Here is a 19,623-nt window from a genome sequence, read left to right as displayed (position 1 = left end):
CCGTCCCGTTCCGTCCTGTCCGTCCCGTACCGAAGGTGGTGCCATGACCTCCTCCCCACCCGCGTTGACCCGTATCCGCGTCGGCTCGGCTCCGGACTCCTGGGGTGTCTGGTTTCCCGACGATCCGCTCCAGACGCCGTGGCACCGCTTCCTCGACGAGGTCGCGGAGTGCGGGTACGAGTGGATCGAGCTGGGCCCGTACGGCTACCTCCCCACCGATCCCGGCCGGCTCGCCGAGGAGACCGCGAAGCGGGGCCTGCGCGTGAGCGCCGGCACCGTCTTCACCGGACTCCATCACGGGCCGGCGGTCTGGGCGGACACCTGGGAGCACGTGTCGCGGATCGCCGCGCTGACCCGGGACATGGGCGCGGCCCACCTGGTGGTGATCCCGGCGTTCTGGCGGGACGACAAGACGGGCGCGGTGCTGGAGGACCGGGAGCTGACCGCCGGCGGATGGCGCGAACTGGCCGGGCAGACGGAGCGCCTGGGGCGGGAGGTCCGGGACCGGTTCGGGCTGCGGATCGCCGTCCACCCCCATGCGGACACCCACATCGACACCCCGGCGAACGTGGCGCGCTTCCTCGACGCGACCGACCCGGAGCTGGTGTCGCTGTGCCTGGACACGGGGCACTACGCCTACTGCGGCGGCGACAGCGTGGCGGCAATCGAGGAGTTCGGCGAGCGGATCGGCTACCTCCACCTCAAGCAGGTCGATCCGCGGATCCTCGCGGAGGTGGTGGCGGAGCAGGTGCCGTTCGGGCCGGCCGTGGCCCGGGGGGTGATGTGCGAGCCGCCGTCGGGGGTGCCGGCGCTGGAGCCGGTGCTCGCCGCCGCGCAGCGGCTGGGGGTGGACCTGTTCGCGATCGTGGAGCAGGACATGTACCCGTGCCCGCCCGAGCGTCCGCTGCCCATCGCCCGCCGCACCCGTGACTACCTGCGCTCCTGCGGCGCCCGCTGAACCGACCGGACCGGCCTGTGGGAGGTACGACGACATGAGCACGCTCGGCATCGCCGTCATCGGGGCGGGCAGGATGGGCGCCGACCACGCCCGGCGCATCGGGCGGACGGTCGGCGGGGCCCGCGTGGTGGCCGTGGCCGACCCGGACGGGGACCGCGCGAAGGAGGTCGCCGCCGGCCTGGACGGGGCGCGCGCCCTCACCGACCCGGCGGCGGCGGTGGCCGCGCCCGGCGTGGGGGCCGTGCTGATCGCCTCGCCGGCGGCCGCCCACGAGGAGGCGGTCGGGTACGCCCTGGAGCGGCGGCTGCCCGTCCTGTGCGAGAAGCCGCTGGCGCCGGACGCGGCGGGGGCGCTGCGGCTACTGGAGGCAGAGCAGCGGCTGGGGCGGCGGCTGGTGCAGGTGGGGTTCATGCGGCGGCACGACGCGGAGTACGGGCAGCTCAAGGAGCTGCTGGACGGGGGCGGGATCGGCCGGCCGCTGTTCCTGCACTGCCGGCACCGCAACGCGTCCTCGCCGCCGTTCTTCACGGCGGACATGCTGCTGGGCGACTCGGCGGTGCACGAGGTCGACGCGGCGCGCTGGCTGCTGGGGCAGGAGGTGACGGCGGTGTCGGTGTTCTCGCCGGCGCCGTCCTCGCTGGCCCCGGAGGGGCTGGGCGATCCCCGCTTCGTGCTGATGGAGACCTCCGGCGGGGCGCTGGTGGACGTGGAGGTCTTCGTGAACTGCGGGTTCGGCTACGAGGTGCGGTGCGAGGCGGTCGGGGAGTCGGGGAGCGCGTCCCTCGGCGAGCCGCAGGCGGTCGAGGTCCGCCGGGCCGGGCTGCGGGCGTCGGCGATCCCGCAGGACTTCACGGTGCGGTTCGCCGACGCGTACGACCGGCAGCTGCGCCGGTGGGTGGCCGCGGCGGCCCGGGGCGGGGTGGCGGGGCCGGACGCATGGGACGGCTACGCGGCGGCGGCCGTCTGCGAGGCGGCGGTGGCCGCGGCTCGCAGTGGGGTACGGACCGCGGTGGAGCTGGTGGAGCGGCCCGCGCTGTACCGCTGACGGGGCCGCCGGCCCGCACCGTCGGCGGTGTCCCGGCGGCGTCCCGGCTGTCGCCGCCGTGTCGCCTCCGTCCGCGTCACGCGGACTTCCGTAACAGGAAGTACACAAAAGCACACGTGCAGTCACGACTCCGCTGCCTTCCGGGAAACACCCGAGGTGATCGTTCGGGGCCGCGCGCCGGATCCCCCGCCGGCCTCCCGGCCGGCCCGGCGCGCGGACGAGGAGGTGTCGCCGATGAGCGACGGACCGCTGTGGTCCTACAAGGAGATCGCCGCCCACATCCGGGTCCAGCCGGACTCGGTGCGCTCCTACCGCAAGCACGGGCTGCTGCCCGCTCCGGACCTCGTGCAGGGCGGCAGGCCCTATTGGCGCGCGGACACGATCCGCGAGTGGGCGGCGCGCCGCCCGGGCAACCGCTCCCGCAGCAGCTCCTGACGCGCGGCGGCACAGGTCGCGGCCCGGACGCCCGGTGCGTCCGGGCCGCCCGCATGTCCGGAGCCCGCCCGGCCCGCGACCCGCCCCGCCCGCGGCGCGCGGAAACAGCCCTCCGCCACTCGCCTAATACCCCCTGGGGGTATAGTCTCGTGCTGTCGGAGGGACCGTGGCACACAACCGCCCCCTGCGGCAGCAGCCGGACGCACCCCTGAACGAGGAGAACGACATGACCGCCGAGACGGACACCCGCACCACCACCGTCTACCGCGTGACCGGCATGACCTGCGGCCACTGCGAGGGCGCCGTGACCGCCGAGCTCTCGGCCCTCCCGGGCGTGGCCTCGGTCAAGGCCGTCGCCGCCACCGGGGAGGTCACCGTGGTCTCCGAGGCACCGCTCGCGGAGGAGGACGTCCGGGCCGCCGTGGACGAGGCCGGCTACGAGTTCGCCGGCCAGGCCTGAGCAGCCGGGGCCCGGCGCCCCTCCCGCGCAGCACCCGACCCGGGCCGTACCGCCGGCTGATACCGGCTTCGTACGGCCCGGCCGTCCCTTTGGAGCCGGATCATGAGCATGAGCACGAGCCGCAGCACGGTGCACGACGGGCCCCCGCGGGCCGCGGCACCGCCCCCGCCCGCCGCCGAGGTCGAGCTGGCGATCGGCGGGATGACCTGCGCCTCCTGCGCGGCCCGCATCGAGAAGAAGCTGAACCGCATGGACGGCGTCACCGCCACGGTGAACTACGCCACCGAGAAGGCGCGGATCTCCTACGGCGCCGGCGTCGAGGTCGCCGACCTGATCGCGACGGTCGTGCGGACCGGGTACACCGCCGAGGAGCCGCCCCCGCCCGCCCCCGCCGCCACCCCCGCCGGCGCCCCGGAAGCGGAGGCTCCGAAGGAGGCGCCCGATCCGGCGACGGCGGCGCTGCGCACCCGGCTGCTCGTCTCCGCCGCGCTGTCCCTGCCGGTGGTCCTGCTCGCGATGCTGCCCTCCCTGCAGTTCGACAACTGGCAGTGGCTCTCCCTCACGCTCGCCGCCCCCGTCGTCGTCTGGGGCGCCCTGCCCTTCCACAAGGCCGCCTGGACCAACGCCCGGCACGGCGCGGCGACCATGGACACCCTCGTCTCGCTCGGCACCCTCGCCGCCTTCGCCTGGTCGCTGTGGGCGCTGTTCTTCGGGCACGCCGGCATGCCGGGCATGCGGCACGGCTTCGACTTCACCGTCTCCCGCACCGACGGCTCCTCCGCGATCTACCTGGAGGTCGCCGCCGGCGTCGTCACCTTCATCCTGCTCGGCCGCTACCTGGAGGCCCGGTCCAAGCGGAAGGCCGGCGCCGCGCTGAGGGCCCTGCTGGAGCTCGGCGCGAAGGACGTCACCGTCCTGCGCGACGGCCGCGAGGTGCTGGTCCCCGCCGCCTCCCTGCGGCCCGGCGACCGCTTCACCGTGCGCCCCGGGGAGAAGATCGCCACGGACGGCACGGTCGTCGAGGGCGAGTCCGCCGTCGACGCCTCGATGCTGACCGGCGAGTCCGTCCCGGTCGAGGTCGCCGCCGGCGACGCCGTCACCGGCGCGACCGTGAACACCTCCGGCCGCCTGGTCGTCGAGGCCGTCCGCGTCGGCTCCGACACCCAGCTGGCCCGCATGGCCCGGATGGTCGAGGAGGCGCAGAACGGCAAGGCCGAGGTGCAGCGGCTCGCCGACCGGATCTCCGCCGTGTTCGTGCCCGTCGTCCTGCTCATCGCGCTCGCCACCTGGGTCGGCTGGCTGCTCGCCACCGACGACCCCACCGCCGCGTTCACGGCCGCCGTCGCCGTGCTGATCATCGCCTGCCCCTGCGCGCTGGGCCTGGCCACGCCGACCGCGCTGATGGTCGGCACCGGGCGGGGCGCCCAGCTGGGCATCCTGATCAAGGGGCCGGAGGTGCTGGAGTCCACCCGCCGCGTCGACACCGTCGTCCTGGACAAGACCGGAACCGTCACCACCGGCCGCATGGCCCTGTCCGGCGTGCACCCCGCGCCCGGAACGGACGGCGCCGAGCTGCTGCGCCTCGCCGGGGCCCTGGAGCACGCCTCGGAGCATCCGATCGCGCGGGCCGTCGCGGCGGGCGCCGCCGAGCGCGGCCCGCTGCCGGTGCCGGAGTCCTTCGAGAACCTCGCCGGGCTCGGCGTCCGCGGCGTGGTGGAGGGCCGCGAGGTGCTCGTCGGCCGCGAGCGGCTCCTCGCCGAGCGGTCGATCACCCTCCCCGACGGGCCGGCGCAGGCCAAGGCGGCCGCCGAGGCCGAGGGGTCCACCGCCGTGCTGGTCGCCTGGGACGGTGCGGTGCGCGGTGTGCTGACCGTCGCGGACGCCGTCAAGGAGACCAGCGCCGAGGCGGTGTCCCGGCTGCGGGCGCTCGGCCTCACGCCGGTACTGCTGACCGGCGACAACCGGGCCGTCGCCGAGGCGGTGGCCCGCGAGGTCGGCATCGACGAGGTGATCGCCGAGGTGCTGCCGCAGGACAAGGTGGACGTGGTGCGGCGCCTGCAGTCCGAGGGCCGGACGGTGGCCATGGTCGGGGACGGCGTCAACGACGCCGCGGCCCTCGCCAGGGCCGACCTGGGCCTGGCCATGGGGACGGGCACCGACGCCGCGATCGAGGCGGGCGACCTGACGCTGGTCCGCGGCGACCTGCGGGTCGCGGCGGACGCCATCCGGCTCTCCCGGCGCACCCTCGCCACGATCAAGGGCAACCTGTTCTGGGCCTTCGGCTACAACCTGGCGGCCCTGCCGCTTGCGGCCGCCGGACTGCTCAATCCGATGATCGCAGGGGCCGCGATGGCCTTTTCCTCGGTTTTCGTGGTCACGAACAGCCTGCGGCTGCGATCCTTCCGGTAGCGGTTCCTCTCCTCACACTGTGCACACTTCCTTCACAGGAGACGCAGATCACAGTGACAGGAGCGTAACCATCGGCCCGGTCAGTGGGTCTAATGGGGCGGTGCCAGGAGCGTCTTGGGGGACGTTCACGGAGGTCTTGGGGGACGTCCGTGGCACCGGCCGGCCGGGACGCGTGCCCGACGGGGTGCTTTGAGCGGCCCCCCCGACCCGTACGGGTCCCGGCAGAACCCGACCGGAGCGCACCGGTGGTGCGCTCCTCGCCGACACCCGGCCCGGATCCCGTGGGGGGAGTCCTCGGCCGGGGCAAGGGAAAGCGCCCCGTCCGTCGACCCGTGGGGGGATCGACGGCGGGGCGCTTTTCGCGTACTGCGGGCCGGCGCCCCGGAGGGCGGCGGAGAGGCCGCGGGCCGTGCGTCAGCGGGCCTCGACCGGGACGAAGTCGCGCTCGACGACGCCCGTGTAGATCTGGCGCGGGCGGCCGATGCGGGAACCCGGCTCCTTGATCATCTCGTGCCACTGGGCGATCCAGCCGGGAAGGCGGCCGAGCGCGAAGAGCACGGTGAACATCTCGGTCGGGAAGCCCATCGCGCGGTAGATGAGGCCCGTGTAGAAGTCCACGTTCGGGTAGAGGTTGCGCGAGACGAAGTACTCGTCGGAGAGCGCGTGCTCCTCCAGCTTGAGGGCGATGTCGAGCAGCTCGTCGGACTTGCCGAGCGCCGAGAGCACGTCGTGGGCCGCAGCCTTGATGATCTTCGCGCGGGGGTCGAAGCTCTTGTACACCCGGTGGCCGAAGCCCATCAGGCGGACGCCGTCCTCCTTGTTCTTCACCTTGCGGATGAAGGCGTCGACATCGCCGCCGTTGGCCTGGATGCCCTCGAGCATCTCCAGCACGGACTGGTTGGCGCCGCCGTGCAGCGGGCCCCACAGGGCCGAGATGCCGGCGGAGATCGAGGCGAACATGTTCGCCTGCGAGGAGCCGACCAGGCGGACGGTGGAGGTGGAGCAGTTCTGCTCGTGGTCCGCGTGCAGGATCAGCAGCTTGTCGAGCGCGGAGACCACCACCGGGTCCAGCTCGTACTCCTGCGCCGGCACGGAGAACGTCATGCGCAGGAAGTTCTCGACGTAGCCGAGGTCGTTGCGCGGGTAGACGACCGGGTGGCCGACCGACTTCTTGTACGCGTACGCCGCGATCGTCGGGAGCTTGGCCAGCAGGCGGATCGTGGAGATGTGCCGCTGCTTGTCGTCGAACGGGTTGTGGCTGTCCTGGTAGAACGTCGACAGCGCGCTGACCACGGAGGACAGCATGGCCATCGGGTGCGCGTCGCGCGGGAAGCCGTCGTAGAACCGCTTGACGTCCTCGTGCAGCAGGGTGTGCTGGGTGATCTCGTTGCGGAACGACGCGAGCTGGTCGACGGTCGGCAGCTCGCCGTTGATCAGCAGGTACGCGACCTCGAGGAAGGTCGAGCGCTCCGCCAGCTGCTCGATCGGGTAGCCGCGGTAGCGCAGGATGCCCTGCTCGCCGTCCAGGTAGGTGATCGCGGACTTGTAGGCGGCGGTGTTGCCGTAGCCGCTGTCCAAGGTGACGAGCCCGGTCTGGGCCCTCAGCTTCGCGATGTCGAAGCCCTGGTCGCCCACGGTGCTCTCGACCACCGGGTAGGTGTATTCACCGTCCGCGTACCGGAGTACTACAGAGTTGTCGCTCACGTCATCCCTCACCGACGTAGTGCCTCTTCTTCGAGGTGCCCTGACTTCCTCTACCTTCCCCCATCTGGCGCAGGAGAGTGCACTCGGGGTCGGCGTAAGGCGATTTCGACGGCACTGAGTGCCGTCAACCTTCTTATCCTGCCCCCTCGGCGCCGAAAGCGGAAACCCTAGGCGGTGTTTCCCACCGGTATGCGGCCGGACAGCCTAGGGGCGACCGCCGTGAACCTCCTGCCTGCGGAAACCGTACGCACCGCCTGCGCGAGGGCCTTGCGCGACCCCACCAGCACGACCAGCTTCTTCGCCCTGGTCACCGCCGTGTAGAGCAGGTTCCGCTGGAGCATCCTCCAAGCGCCGGTGGTGACGGGGATCACGACGGCCGGGTATTCGCTGCCCTGGGAGCGGTGGATGGTGACGGCGTACGCATGGGCCAGTTCGTCCAGTTCCGCGAAGTCGTAGCCGACCTCCTCGTCCTCCTCGGTCCGGACGGTCAGCCGCTGCTCGACCGGGTCGAGGGCGGTGACCACGCCGACGGTGCCGTTGAAGACGCCGTTCGCTCCTTTTTCGTAATTGTTCCTGATCTGGGTGACCTTGTCCCCCACGCGGAAGACCCGGCCGCCGAACCGCTTCTCCGCGAGGTCCGGCCGGGCCGGGGTGATGGCCTGCTGGAGCAGCCCGTTGAGGTGGCCCGCCCCGGCCGGCCCGCCGTGCTTGGGTGCGAGGACCTGGATGTCGCGGCGCGGGTCCAGGCCGAAGCGGGCGGGGATCCGCCGCGCGGCGACGTCGACGGTGAGGCGGCCGGCCTCCTCGGTGTCCTCCTCGGGAAAGAGGAAGAAGTCGGGCAGGCCGTCGGTCAGCGGGGGCAGGCCGGTGTTGATCCGGTGGGCGTTGGTGACGACGCCGGACTGCTGGGCCTGCCGGAAGATCCGGGTGAGGCGGACCGCGGGGACGGGCCCGCCGTCGGCGAGGAGGTCCCGCAGCACCTCCCCCGCGCCGACCGAGGGCAGCTGGTCGACGTCGCCCACGAGCAGCAGGTGGGCACCCGGCGCCACGGCCTTGACCAGCCTGTTCGCCAGCAGCAGGTCCAGCATGGAGGCCTCGTCGACGACGACCAGGTCCGCGTCCAGCGGGCGGTCCCGGTCGTACGCGGCGTCCCCGCCGGGCTTGAGCTCCAGCAGCCGGTGCACGGTCGAGGCCTCGGCGCCGGTCAGCTCGGACAGCCGCTTCGCTGCCCGCCCGGTCGGCGCGGCGAGGACGACCTTCGCCTTCTTCGCCCGGGCCAGTTCCACGATGGAGCGGACGGTGAACGACTTGCCGCAGCCGGGCCCGCCGGTCAGGACGGCCACCTTCCGGGTGAGGGCGAGCCGTACGGCGTCCCGCTGCTCGGGGGCCAGCTCGGCACCGGTGCGCCCGGCGAGCCAGCCCAGCGCCCGCTCCCAGTCCACGTCCTGGAAGGACTGCATCCGGTCGTCCTCGGCGTTCAGCAGCCGCCGCACCTGCCCCACGAGCGAGAGCTCGGCGCGGTGGAACGGCACCAGGTACATGGCGGTGACCGGCGGCCCGCCGTCCGGGTCCGGCACCAGCTCCCGTACGACGCCCTCGGGGTCGGCGGCGAGTTCGGCCAGGCAGTCGATGACGAGGCCGGTGTCGACCTGGAGCATGGTGACTCCGTCGGCGATGAGCCGCTCCTCGGGCAGGAAGCAGTGGCCCTGGTCGGCGGACTGCGACAGCGCGTACTGGAGGCCGGCCTTGACCCGTTCGGGGCTGTCGTGCGGGATGCCGACGGCCTGGGCGATCCGGTCGGCGGTCAGGAAGCCGATGCCCCAGACGTCGGCGGCGAGCCGGTAGGGCTGGTTGCGGACCACCGAGATGGAGGCGTCCCCGTACTTCTTGTAGATGCGGACCGCGAGGGAGGTCGAGACGCCGACGCCCTGGAGGAAGACCATGACCTCCTTGATGGCCTTCTGCTCCTCCCAGGCGGCGCCGATCATCTTGGTCCGCTTGGGGCCGAGGCCCGGCACCTCGACCAGCCGCCCGGGGTCGGCCTCGATGACGTCGAGGGTGTCGGTCCCGAAGTGCTCGACGATGCGGTCGGCGATGCGCGGGCCGATCCCCTTGATCAGGCCGGAGCCGAGGTAGCGGCGGATGCCCTGGACGGTGGCGGGCAGCACGGTCCGGTAGTTCTCGACCGTGAACTGGCGGCCGTACTGGGGGTGCGAGCCCCAGCGGCCCTCCATGCGCAGCGATTCGCCGGGCTGGGCGCCCAGCAGGGAGCCGACGACCGTCAGCAGGTCCCCGCTGCCCCGGCCGGTGTCGACGCGGGCGACGGTGTAGCCGTTCTCCTCGTTCGCATACGTGATGCGCTCCAGGACCCCCTCGACCACCGCGAGTTGGACCGCCCCGTTCGTTGCCATGGGACGACGTTACCGTCCGCCCGTGACACTCCGGCGGGCCTGTGGACGGGCGGCCCGGGAACCGGAAAAGGGCCCGGCCTCGCGGCCGGACCCCCTCGCGGTCACCCCCTCCTCGCCGGTACTTCCCGATCCCCCCGGATCCCTCCCCGGAAGTGCCGACGCATCATGAGACCCGCCTGGCCCGCCGGGGGTTGCACACCGGAGCCGGACTTTGCGATTCCCTTACCCGTCGGGGCGAGCGAGGTCAGCGCGACCCCGCCGATCAGCAGCAGCGCGGCGAGCAGGCGCGCGCCGGAGGCCTCCTCGCCGAGCACCAGAGCCGCCGAGGACATCCCGAACACCGGCACGAGCAGGGAGAACGGGGCGACGGAGGAGGCCGGGTAGCGCCGCAGCAGGTACCCCCAGGCCCCGAAGCCGAACACGGTCGACACCCAGGCGACGTACCCGATGACGGCGATCCCGGACCAGTCCAGGGCCCTCAGCGCGGCCAGGTCCCGCTCGGGCCCCTCCAGCAGCAGCGACAGCGCGAGCAGCGGCAGCACGGGCACGGTGCACACCCAGACCATGAAGTTCAGCGCGTCGGGCGGGGCCGCCTTGCGGGTCAGCACGTTCGAGACGCCCCAGCAGGCGGCGGCCGCGACGACCAGCGTGAAGCCGAGCACCGGCCCGGACGCGCCCTGGTCGGCGGCGGCCAGGGCGATCCCGCCGAGCGCGACGGCCATCCCGGCCAGCCGGACCCGCCCCGGCCGCTCGCGCAGCACGGCGCCGGCCAGGGCGGCGGTGAAGACCGCCTGCACCTGGAGGACGAGGGAGGAGAGACCGGCCGGCATCCCGGCGGCCATGCCCGTGAAGAGGAACCCGAACTTCGCGATGCCGAGCGCCGCGCCGACGCCCAGCACCCATTTCCAGGCGACCTTGGGCCGGCCCACGAAGAAGACCGCGGGCAGGGCGGCGGCGAGGAAGCGCAGGGCGGACAGCAGCAGCGGCGGGAAGTGCCCGAGCCCGATCTCGATGACGACGAAGTTGAAGCCCCAGACCGCGGCGACGAGGACCGCGAGGGCGGTGTGTGCGGGACGCATGATCCGAGCATCGGCGCGGCGACCGTGAAGCACCAGCAACGATTCCTTCCGCGATGGATGAAGCATCCGTGATGAATCCACGGCCCGGCCCCCGGTCCGGGGGCCCTGCCTACGATGGTCGGCATGCTCGACCTCTCCCGGCTGCGCGCCTTGTACGCCGTCTCCGTCCACGGCTCCGTCGCCGCCGCGGCGGCCGCCCTCGGCTACACGCCGTCCGCGGTGTCCCAGCAGATCGCCAAGCTCGAACGGGAGACCAGGACCACCCTGTTGGAGCGGCGCGGACGCGGGATCGCGCTCACCGAGGAGGCATGGCACCTGGCCGGCACCGCGCGCGAGCTGCTGGCGATCGTGGAGCGGGCCGAGACCACCCTGGAGGAGCGACGGGGGCAGCCGGGCGGGCTGCTGACCGTGGCCGCGTTCGCCTCGGCGGCGCGCGGGCTGCTGCCGGGCGTGCTGGCCGCGCTGGCCCGCCGCCATCCCGGGCTCGACGTACGGCTGACGGAGGTCGACCCGCACCTGTCGGTGGACCTGGTGGCCCGCGGCGTGACGGACCTGGCCGTCGCCCACGACTGGGACATCGCGCCGCTGCCCGCCCCCGACGGCGTCGAGCAGGCGCTGATCGGGCACGACCGCTGCGACCTGGTCGTGCCCGAGGGCCACCCCTTCACGCGGCGGGCGGCGGTCCGCCGGTCGGACCTCGGCGGACAGCGGTGGGTGTGCCAGCCGCCCGGCCGCGTCTGCCACGACTGGCTGGTGCGGACGCTGCGCACGGCCGGCTTCGAGCCGGACGTCGCGCACGTGGCGGAGGAGAACCACACGATCGTCGCGCTCGTCGCGGCCGGGCTCGGGGTGGCCGTGGTCCCCCGCCTCGGCACCGGCGCGCTGCCGCCGGGAGCGGTGGCGGTGCCGCTGGAGCCGGGGCCGGTGCGCCGCCTGTACGCCCTGTGGCGCACCGGAGCCGCCCGCCGCCCGGCCATCACCGAGGCGGTGCGGACGCTGCGGGAGCACTGGGCCGCGCAGGAGGGCGCCGCGCAACCGGACCCCGCGTAGGCGGACCCTGCGCAGGCGGGCCGGCGCACGAGCGGCCGTCGTGCGGGCCCCGTCCGGGGGACCCCCGGCCGTGTCCTCGGCGGTGGGGGCGCGGCCCGGCAGTAGGGTCCGGCGCGTGCCGCACCCCACTTCGCGCCGGTCCCTGCTCACCGCGGCCGCCATGGCCGCCGCCACGGCCGCCGGGGCGGCCGCGTACGCCGTACGCGACTCCTCGGCGGGCCCCGGCTCCGCCCACGGCGTCGGGTCCCGCTCCGGGGACGCCCGCCCCGGCGACCGCGCCCCCGGTCCCGCGCCCGACCTGGCCGCGCTGCGGCGGGCCGTCGCCGGGATGAGCCTGACGGAGCAGGTCGGCCAGTTGTTCGTCTCGCGGGCCTACGGGCACTCGGCGACCGACCCGGATCCCGCGGACGCGGCGAAGAACCAGGAGCTGTTCGGGGTCCGCACCGCGGCCGAGCTGGTCTCCCGCTACCACCTGGGCGGGGTCGTCCTGTTCTCCTGGGCGCACAACACCCGCAGTCCGCAGCAGGTCGCCGAGCTGGCCGCCGGCCTCCAGCAGGCCGCCGCCGGCACGGGGGCGGGCATCCCGCTGCTGCTCTCGGTGGACCAGGAGCACGGGGCGGTGGCCCGTATCGGCAAGCCGGCGACGCTGTTCCCCGGGGCGATGGCGCTGGGGGCGCGCACCGGCCGCACCCCGGCCGCGGCGGAGGCGCGCCGGGCGGCGCGCATCGCGGGCACCGAGCTGGCCGCGATGGGGATCCGGCAGGACTACGCGCCGGTGGCGGACGTGAACACCAACCCGGCGAACCCGGTGATCGGGGTGCGGTCCTTCGGCTCCGACCCGCAGGCGGTGGCGGCGCTCGTCGCGGCGCAGGTACGCGGCTACCAGGGCGCGGGGATCGCGGCGACGGCCAAGCACTTCCCCGGGCACGGCGACACGGAGACCGACAGCCACGTCGGCCTGCCGGTGGTGCGGCACACCCGGGAGCAGTGGGAGGAGTGGGACGAGCCGCCTTTCCGGGCGGCGGTGGATGCGGGCGTGGACGCCGTGATGACGGCGCACATCGTCTTCCCGGCGCTCGACCCGTCGGGGGATCCGGCGACGCTGTCGCGGCCGATCGTGACGGGCATGCTGCGCGAGCGGCTCGGCTTCCGGGGCGTGGTCGTCACCGATGCCCTGGACATGGCGGGCGTGCGGCAGAAGTACGGGGACGACCGGGTGCCGGTGCTGGCGCTGAAGGCGGGGTGCGACCAGCTGCTGAACCCGCCCGACCTGGGGCTGGCGTTCCGCTCCGTGGTGCAGGCGGTGGAGTCGGGCGAGCTGGCGCAGACGCGGGTCGCCGAGTCGGTGCTGCGGGTCCTGGAAATGAAGGCGCGCCGGGGCCTGTTCGACCGGCCGCAGACCGCGGCCGGGTACACGGCGGCCGTGGTGGGGAGGCCGGCGCACCTGGCGGCCGCCGACGAGATCGCGGCGGGCACGACGACGCTGCTGGCCAACCCGCTGGGGCTGCTGCCGCTGGACGCGTCGGCGGCGCCCGCGGTGCTGGTGACCGGCACCGACCCGGCATCCCCGAGCGCCACGACGGGCCCGCCGACGGCCGTGCTGGCGCGGGAGCTGGCGGCGCTGGGCTGCCGGGCGACGGCGGTGCCGCCGGCCCGGGCCGCGGCGGCGGCCCCGGGGAACACCGCGGTGCTGGTGTGCACGTACAACGTCCCCGAGGGGGAGAGCCCGCAGCGGAAGCTGGTGGAGGACCTGCTGGCCACCGGGGTGCCGGTGGTAGCGGTGGCGCTCCGCAACCCCTACGACCCGGCCCGGCTGCCGACCTGCGCGGCGGAGCTCGCCACGTACACGTGGTCGGACGTGGAGATGCGGGCGGCAGCCCGGGTGGTCACGGGTGCGGCGCTGCCGGCGGGCCGGCTGCCCGTGCCGGTGCCTGGCCGCTACCCGCTGGGGCACGGGCTGGCGTACGGCTGACCGCACGCCGGCCCGCGCCCGGCGGGTGGGGCTACGGGCGCAGCTGGTGCTCGCGCCGCAGTTCCTGCTTGTCGAGCTGGGCGTCCGGCTTGGCCAGCGGGGCGGTGCGGCCGGCGTCGAGGGCCGCAGCGGCCGGGGCGACCCCGGCCCACTCCTGGATCCGCTGGGTGGCCAGCGCCCGGTCGCCGTCGCGGAGCTTGGCGACGTTGGCGCCGTGGTTGGCGCCGGGGGCGGTCATGACGTAGCTGTCGCGGGCGCCGTAGCCCAGGCGGAACGGTTCTGCGCCCCAGGGGTCGTTCTGCCCGTAGACGAAGAGCATCCGCTGGGCGTTGTTCTTCACCCAGGTGTCGATGTCCGCCATGGCCGCCGGCTGGAAGGTCATGGGGATGTCGCGGGGCACGAAGTTGCGCGGCGGCTGGTAGCCGTACCGGCTCAGGCCCTTGAGGTGCGGCTGCTTGATGTCGGGCGAGCCGAGCTGGGTGCCGGCCTGGTAGTAGTACGGCGTGTACGTCGACAGGCCCTGGTCGGCGTAGGCGGAGAAGCCGGAGATCGCGTCGATGGAGTCCCAGATCTCCTGGTCGGAGGCGGTCTTGGCGTCCGGGATCGAGCCGCAGTCGGCGAGCAGGCTGTACTGCCAGAACGCCCACGTGTAGTCGAGGACGACGGCCTCGTAGGCCTTGTCGAGGTTCCCGACGGTGTGGAAGGTCCAGCCGTTCTCGGCGGCGGCGGCCGCGTACTTGGCCTCCAGGGGCTCGCGGCGGACGAGGGCCTCGCGCTGGACGGCGTTCAGCCGGTCGCGGCACTCCTTGGTGCCGACCTTCGCGAAGAACCGGTCGTAGGCCGAGTCCTCGTCGTTGACGACGTCGTTGGGCGCGACGTACGCGACGACGCCGTCCATGTCCTTGGGGTAGAAGCGCTCGTAGTAGGTGGCCGTCATGCCGCCCTTGCTCGCCCCCGTGGAGATCCACTTCTTGGTGTAGATCTTCTTCAGGGCGGTGAAGATGCGGTGCTGGTCGCTGGCCGCCTGCCAGATGTCGAGCTTGGACCAGTCGGCCGGGTCGGGCCGGGAGGGGTTGAAGAACCGGTACTCCATCGACACCTGGTTGCCGTCGATGATGGTCGTCGGCTCGCTGCGGCGCGGGTTGGTGTTGACGTTGTAGCCCGAGGTGAAGAAGACCGTGGGACGCGACTCGTCCTTGTGCAGCAGGGTGAGGCGCTGCTTGAAGGTGCCCTTCCACGGCTGCCGGTGGTCGACCGGCTGCTCGTAGTTCAGTACGAAGAACCGGTAGCCGGCGTACGGCTTCTCCTCGATCAGGCTCATGCCCGGGACGGCGAGGATCCGGTCCTTGATGTCAGCGGCTGCGGCCTGCCCTGCGGTGGCCGGCGCCGCGGCGGCCGGCTCTGCGGCGGTGGCCGCCTGAGCCGTGAAGCCGGCCGTGCCCATGGTGCCGATCAGTACAGCGAGCGGCAGCAGCCGGCCAAGCGTCTTGCGCATTCACCCTCCCCTTTGTTCACTGCGGTCGCCCGTGAACCTAGCGGGGTCAACACGCCGCTGACCAGACCCGGTTGGGACCCGTCCTCAGCAGAGGATCCAGCCGGACTCGGCCGACCCGGCCCCGATACTCCCCTTTACATACACACACCGGCTGATCGCCCCGACCGTGACAGGTCCGGCGTAGCGGGTGAATTGCCCCGTATCGCGGAGGGGGACCCCGCCACGCGGCTGGACGGACACCGCCATCGGCCGGCGCGCCCCCGGCGCGTCGGCCACGGCGGCCGCGCAGGCCTGCGTACGGCTCTTGTAGACGCGCACCTCGCCGCCGGCGAACGGCAGGGACTTCACCAGCCGGCCCTCGCAGCCGCCCGTCGCCGCCGCCGCGGGCGGCGCCGCCAGCAGCCCCGCCGCACACAGCAGCAGCACCGCGGGCGCCGCCCCCGCCCTGAGGACCCCCCGGCCCCGCCCCTCGCGCTCCCGTGCCACCACAGTCCCCCCATCCCCGGAACGCCGGCGCGCCCCACCCGTACCCCCGTACGCGACGCGCACAGACGTACGACGCACGAGCCCCCCGGAAGGTTGCCACGGTGCAAGTTCCGGGGGGCTCGGGCGTGTTCGGCGGGGCGGCTCAGGCGGCGGCCGGCTCGTCCTCCCCCACGAAGGTCCGCCACAGCTCCGCGTACCGGCCGCCGCGGGCGAGGAGCTCGTCGTGCGTGCCGTCCTCCGCGACCCGGCCGCGGTCCATGACGACGACCCGGTCGGCGCGGGCGGCCGTGGTCAGCCGGTGCGCCACGACGAGCGTGGTGCGCTTGCCCGCCAGCCGGTCCGTGGCCCGGTTGACCTGCGCCTCGGTGGCCAGGTCGAGCGCGGCGGTGGCCTCGTCGAGCAGCAGCACGTCGGGGTCGACCAGTTCGGCGCGGGCCAGCGCGATCAGCTGGCGCTGCCCGGCGGACAGGTTGCGGCCGCGGTCCGCGACGGTGTGCAGGTAGCCGCCGTCCAGGGTGGCGATCATGTCGTGCGCGCCGACCGCGCGGGCCGCCGCCTCGACCTCGGCGTCGCTCGCGTCGGGCCGCCCGTAGGCGATCGCGTCGCGGACGGTGCCGGGGAAGAGGTACGGCTCCTGCGGGACCACCCCGAGGCGGCGCCGGTACGCCGTCAGGTCCAGCTCCCGCAGGTCGGCGCCGTCGGCGGTGACCCGGCCGCCCGTCGGGTCGTAGAACCGGGCGACGAGCTTGACCAGCGTGGACTTGCCGGCGCCGGTCTCGCCGACGAAGGCGACGGTCTGCCCGGCGGGTATCCGCAGGCTGATCCCGGCCAGCGCGTCGCCCTTCGCGCCGCGCTCCTGCGCGGTGCCGTACGCGAAGCGCACGTCCTCGAAGGCGATCTCGCCGCGCAGCTCCCGCACCTGGCGCGGATCGGCGGGGGCCGGCGTCGCGGTCGGCTCGCGCAGCAGCTCCTGGATCCGGCCGAGGGACACCGTGGCCTGCTGGTATCCGTCGAAGACCTGGGACAGCTGCTGGACGGGCGCGAAGAACAGGTCGATGTACAGCAGGTACGCGACCAGCGCGCCGAGCGTCAGCGTGCCGGCCTCGACGCGGCCCGCCCCGGCGATCAGGACGGCCGCGGCCGCCCCCGACGACAGCAGCTGCACGAACGGGAAGTAGACCGAGATCAGCCACTGGCCGCGCACCCGCGCCTGCCGGTAGGCGTCGCTGCGCTCCGCGAAGCGGACCGCCCCGGCGCCCTGCCTGCGGAAGGCCTGGACGATGCGCAGCCCGGAGACGGACTCCTGGAGGTCGGCGTTGACGAGGCTGACCCGGTCGCGGGCCAGCTCGTACGCGGCGACCGACTTGCGGCGGAAGAAGACGGTGCCGACGACGAGGACGGGCAGGGTCGCGAAGACGATCAGGGCGAGGCCGGCGTCGATGACGACGAGGGCGACGAGGATGCCGAGGAAGGTGAAGACGGAGACGACGGCGGTGACCAGCCCGGTCTGGAGGAACGTCGACAGCGCGTCCACGTCCGTGGTCATCCGGGTCATGATCTTGCCGGTGAGTTCGCGCTCGTAGTAGTCCAGGCCGAGCCGCTGGAGCTGGGCGAAGATCTTCACGCGCAGCGCGTACAGCACCCGCTCGCCGGTCCGGCCCGTCATCCGCGTCTCGGCGAACTGGGCCGCCCACTGGCCGAGGACGACCGCCAGGGCCAGCAGGGAGGCCGCCCAGACGGCGCCGACCGCGGCCTGCTCGACGCCCTGGTCGATGCCGTGCCGGATCAGGACGGGCAGCAGCAGCCCGGCGGCCGCGTCCGCGGCGACGAGCCCGAGGCTGACGGCGAGCGGCGCCCAGAAGCCGCGCAGCAGGCGGCGCAGGTTGTAGCTGGACTCGGCGCCCGCCGCGCGGGACTCGTCGACGTCCGGCTCGTCGTCGGCGGGCGGCAGCGCGGCCACCTTCGCGAGCAGCTCGGGCGTGGCCGGCATCCCGCCGACGGCGCCCGCCATGGTGAACACCGCCCCGGGCCCGCCGGCCGCGGCCGCGGCGGTGGGGGCGCCGGCCTTCTGGGAGTCCTCCTGCCGGCGCCACAGCTCGGGGGTGATCCCGCCGGCGACGCGCCGCTTGGCGTTGACCGGCTCGGCGTCGATCTCGGCTTCGAGTTCGATGTCCTTCTCGAAGTCCTGCTCGTACCCGCCGGCCGCGCCCGGGGCGTCGGCGGTGCGGGGCGAGCCGGCGGCGAGGGCGTCCGGGTCGGTCAGCAGCCGCCGGTACAGCGCGGAGCGGCGCTCCAGCTCCTCGTGGGTGCCGATGTCGGCGAGCCGCCCGCGGTCGAGGACGGCGATCCGGTCGGCGAGCGCGAGCGTGGAGCGGCGGTGCGCGATCAGCAGGGTGGTGCGGCCCGCCATGACGGACCGCAGCGCCTCGTGGATCTCGTGCTCGACGCGGGCGTCGACGGCCGAGGTGGCGTCGTCGAGGAGCAGGAGCCGGGGGTCGGTGAGGATCGCGCGGGCCAGGGCGATGCGCTGGCGCTGGCCGCCGGAGAGGGTCAGGCCCTGCTCGCCGACCTTGGTGTCGTATCCGGCGGGCAGGGCTTCGACGAATCCTTCCGCCTGGGCGGCGCGGGCGGCGGCCCGGATCTCCTCGTCGGTGGCGTCGGGCCGGCCGAAGGCGATGTTCGCGCGGATGGTGTCGGAGAAGAGGAAGGAGTCCTCGGGGACGAGGCCGATGGCGGCGCGCAGCGAGTCGTACGTAAGGTCCCGCACGTCGTGCCCGCCGACGCGGACGGCGCCGCCGTCGGTGTCGTAGAAGCGGGGCAGGAGGAGGGAGAGCGTCGACTTCCCGGAGCCGGAGGATCCGACGACGGCGACGGTCTCGCCGGCGCGGACGGAGAGGGAGAACCCGTCGAGGACGGGCCGCTCGGGGTCGTAGCCGAAGACGACCCGGTCGAACTCGACGGTGGCGGGAGCGTCGGCGGGCAGCTCGTGCGCGCCCTCCCGGATGGCGGGCTCGGTGTCGACGAGCTCGAACACGCGCTCGGCGCCGGCGCGGGCCTGCTGGCCGACGGTGAGCACCATGGCCAGCATGCGGACCGGGCCGACGAGCTGGGCGAGGTAGGTGGAGAAGGCGACGAAGGTGCCGAGGGTGACCTGCCCGCGGGTGGCCATCCAGCCGCCGAGGGCCAGCATGGCGACCTGGGCGAGGGCGGGGACGGCCTGGAGGGCGGGGGTGTACCGGGAGTTCAGGCGTATGGTCCGCAGCCGGCCCGCGAAGAGCCGGCGGCCGGCGTCGCGCAGCTTGGCGGTCTCCTGCTCCTCCTGGCCGAAGCCCTTGACGACGCGGACGCCGGTGACGGCGCCGTCGACGACGGACGCGACGGCGGCGGCCTGGCCCTGCGCCCACCAGGTGGCGGGGAAGAGCTTCCTGCGGCTGCGCTCGGCGATGAACCACAGGGCGGGCGCCATCAGCAGTGCGACGAGCGTCAGCAGCGGCGACAGCCACAGCATGACGCCGAGGGATATGCCGAAGAGGAGGAAGTTGCCGACGGTCATCGGCAGCATGAAGAGCAGGCCCTGGATGAGCTGGAGGTCGCTGGTGGCCCGGCCGACGACCTGGCCGGTGGACAGTTCGTCCTGGCGCCGGCCGTCGAGGCGGGCGATGGTCGCGTACATGTCGGTGCGCAGGTCGTGCTGCACGTCGAGGGCGAGGCGTCCGCCGTAGTAGCGGCGTATGTAGGTGAACGCGTAGACGAGGAGCGCGGCGCCGACGAGCAGGCCGGCCCAGGGGGCCATGGGCTTGCTGTGGTCGCCGATGACGTCGTCGATGATGACCTTGGTGACGAGCGGGACGAGCGCCGTGACGGCCATGCCGGCCAGCGAGGAGCCGAGTGCGAGGAGCACGTTGGCCTTGTACCGCCAGGTGTACGCCGCGAGCCGCCTGGCCCAGCCCTGGCCCTTCTCCGGCGGGCCGCCGTCCTCGGACCTCTCCCCGGCTGTCTGCTCCGTCTGCGCCGCCGCCACGTTCTGCCTCCCCGTCGTCCGTCGCTGCCGCCTCCCCCAACGCCCCGACCGGCGGATTTCATCCCGCCGCAGCATTTCCACGGTGCGTATGTGTCAGG

Annotated in this window: 13 protein-coding genes; 7 read left to right on the top strand and 6 right to left on the bottom strand. The window is 73.9% G+C overall.

Annotated features, from left to right (window positions below; translation table 11 throughout):
• Positions 1-43 precede the first annotated feature (43 nt).
• From ACZ462_RS06095 to ACZ462_RS06075, 5 genes are all read left to right on the top strand, one after another.
• Positions 44-958, top strand: coding sequence for a sugar phosphate isomerase/epimerase family protein (locus ACZ462_RS06095; protein WP_467807172.1), 915 nt, complete (start codon positions 44-46; stop codon positions 956-958).
• Between the two features lie 34 nt (positions 959-992).
• Entirely contained in the window at positions 993-2,003 is a 1,011-nt protein-coding gene (locus ACZ462_RS06090; protein ID WP_467807171.1) for a Gfo/Idh/MocA family protein, read from the top strand.
• Positions 2,004-2,237: 234 nt separating this feature from the next.
• Positions 2,238-2,438 (top strand): helix-turn-helix transcriptional regulator, encoded by a 201-nt coding sequence (locus ACZ462_RS06085; protein WP_467807169.1) that lies wholly within the window; start codon positions 2,238-2,240, stop codon positions 2,436-2,438.
• A gap of 226 nt (positions 2,439-2,664) precedes the next feature.
• Positions 2,665-2,898 (top strand): heavy-metal-associated domain-containing protein, encoded by a 234-nt coding sequence (locus ACZ462_RS06080; RefSeq protein WP_114057630.1) that lies wholly within the window; start codon positions 2,665-2,667, stop codon positions 2,896-2,898.
• Positions 2,899-3,006: 108 nt separating this feature from the next.
• Positions 3,007-5,307, top strand: a complete 2,301-nt coding sequence (locus ACZ462_RS06075; RefSeq protein WP_467809217.1) for a heavy metal translocating P-type ATPase — start codon at positions 3,007-3,009, stop codon at positions 5,305-5,307.
• Between the two features lie 414 nt (positions 5,308-5,721).
• Here the strand turns inward: ACZ462_RS06075 and ACZ462_RS06070 are convergent, their stop codons facing one another.
• The 3 genes from ACZ462_RS06070 to ACZ462_RS06060 all read right to left on the bottom strand — a co-directional run bounded on the left by ACZ462_RS06070 (position 5,722) and on the right by ACZ462_RS06060 (position 10,501).
• Positions 5,722-7,011 (bottom strand): citrate synthase, encoded by a 1,290-nt coding sequence (locus ACZ462_RS06070; RefSeq protein ID WP_467809215.1) that lies wholly within the window; start codon positions 7,009-7,011, stop codon positions 5,722-5,724.
• A gap of 167 nt (positions 7,012-7,178) precedes the next feature.
• On the bottom strand, positions 7,179-9,422 hold the full coding sequence (gene recD2, locus ACZ462_RS06065; protein ID WP_467809214.1) for an SF1B family DNA helicase RecD2: 2,244 nt from the start codon (positions 9,420-9,422) through the stop codon (positions 7,179-7,181).
• 101 nt (positions 9,423-9,523) lie between these two features.
• Entirely contained in the window at positions 9,524-10,501 is a 978-nt protein-coding gene (locus ACZ462_RS06060; RefSeq protein ID WP_467809213.1) for an EamA family transporter, read from the bottom strand.
• 123 nt (positions 10,502-10,624) lie between these two features.
• On the opposite strand from ACZ462_RS06060, the gene ACZ462_RS06055 reads away from it, so the two are divergent.
• On the top strand, positions 10,625-11,551 hold the full coding sequence (locus ACZ462_RS06055; protein WP_467809212.1) for a LysR substrate-binding domain-containing protein: 927 nt from the start codon (positions 10,625-10,627) through the stop codon (positions 11,549-11,551).
• A 115-nt stretch (positions 11,552-11,666) separates the two neighbouring features.
• A complete protein-coding gene (locus ACZ462_RS06050; RefSeq protein WP_467809211.1) occupies positions 11,667-13,523 on the top strand; it encodes a glycoside hydrolase family 3 protein in 1,857 nt (618 codons plus the stop codon).
• 31 nt (positions 13,524-13,554) lie between these two features.
• Here the strand turns inward: ACZ462_RS06050 and ACZ462_RS06045 are convergent, their stop codons facing one another.
• From ACZ462_RS06045 to ACZ462_RS06035, 3 genes are all read right to left on the bottom strand, one after another.
• Positions 13,555-15,018: a S28 family serine protease gene (locus tag ACZ462_RS06045; RefSeq protein ID WP_467809210.1), complete on the bottom strand. Its 1,464-nt coding sequence runs from the start codon at positions 15,016-15,018 to the stop codon at positions 13,555-13,557.
• 84 nt (positions 15,019-15,102) lie between these two features.
• Positions 15,103-15,504 carry a hypothetical protein gene (locus ACZ462_RS06040; protein ID WP_467809209.1) on the bottom strand — a complete coding sequence of 134 codons (402 nt, stop codon included), beginning with the start codon at positions 15,502-15,504 and terminating at the stop codon, positions 15,103-15,105.
• 142 nt (positions 15,505-15,646) lie between these two features.
• The gene (locus tag ACZ462_RS06035; RefSeq protein WP_467809208.1) at positions 15,647-19,525 is read right to left on the bottom strand and encodes an ABC transporter ATP-binding protein; all 3,879 of its coding nucleotides are present in this window, start codon (positions 19,523-19,525) and stop codon (positions 15,647-15,649) included.
• Between the last annotated feature and the right edge of the window lie 98 nt (positions 19,526-19,623).

The sequence above is a fragment of the Streptomyces sp. NPDC031121 genome, from assembly GCF_055570615.1.
The sequence above is the reverse complement of the archived record's forward strand: the minus strand, read 5'-3'. Positions and strand labels throughout refer to the sequence as shown.

Coding starts and splice junctions, on each gene's coding strand:
- ACZ462_RS06095 (WP_467807172.1), top strand. CDS start 44: ATGACCTCCTCCCCACCCGCGTTGACCCGTATCCGCGTCGGCTCGGCT.
- ACZ462_RS06090 (WP_467807171.1), top strand. CDS start 993: ATGAGCACGCTCGGCATCGCCGTCATCGGGGCGGGCAGGATGGGCGCC.
- ACZ462_RS06085 (WP_467807169.1), top strand. CDS start 2,238: ATGAGCGACGGACCGCTGTGGTCCTACAAGGAGATCGCCGCCCACATC.
- ACZ462_RS06080 (WP_114057630.1), top strand. CDS start 2,665: ATGACCGCCGAGACGGACACCCGCACCACCACCGTCTACCGCGTGACC.
- ACZ462_RS06075 (WP_467809217.1), top strand. CDS start 3,007: ATGAGCACGAGCCGCAGCACGGTGCACGACGGGCCCCCGCGGGCCGCG.
- recD2 (WP_467809214.1), bottom strand. CDS start 9,422: ATGGCAACGAACGGGGCGGTCCAACTCGCGGTGGTCGAGGGGGTCCTG.
- ACZ462_RS06060 (WP_467809213.1), bottom strand. CDS start 10,501: ATGCGTCCCGCACACACCGCCCTCGCGGTCCTCGTCGCCGCGGTCTGG.
- ACZ462_RS06055 (WP_467809212.1), top strand. CDS start 10,625: ATGCTCGACCTCTCCCGGCTGCGCGCCTTGTACGCCGTCTCCGTCCAC.
- ACZ462_RS06045 (WP_467809210.1), bottom strand. CDS start 15,018: ATGCGCAAGACGCTTGGCCGGCTGCTGCCGCTCGCTGTACTGATCGGC.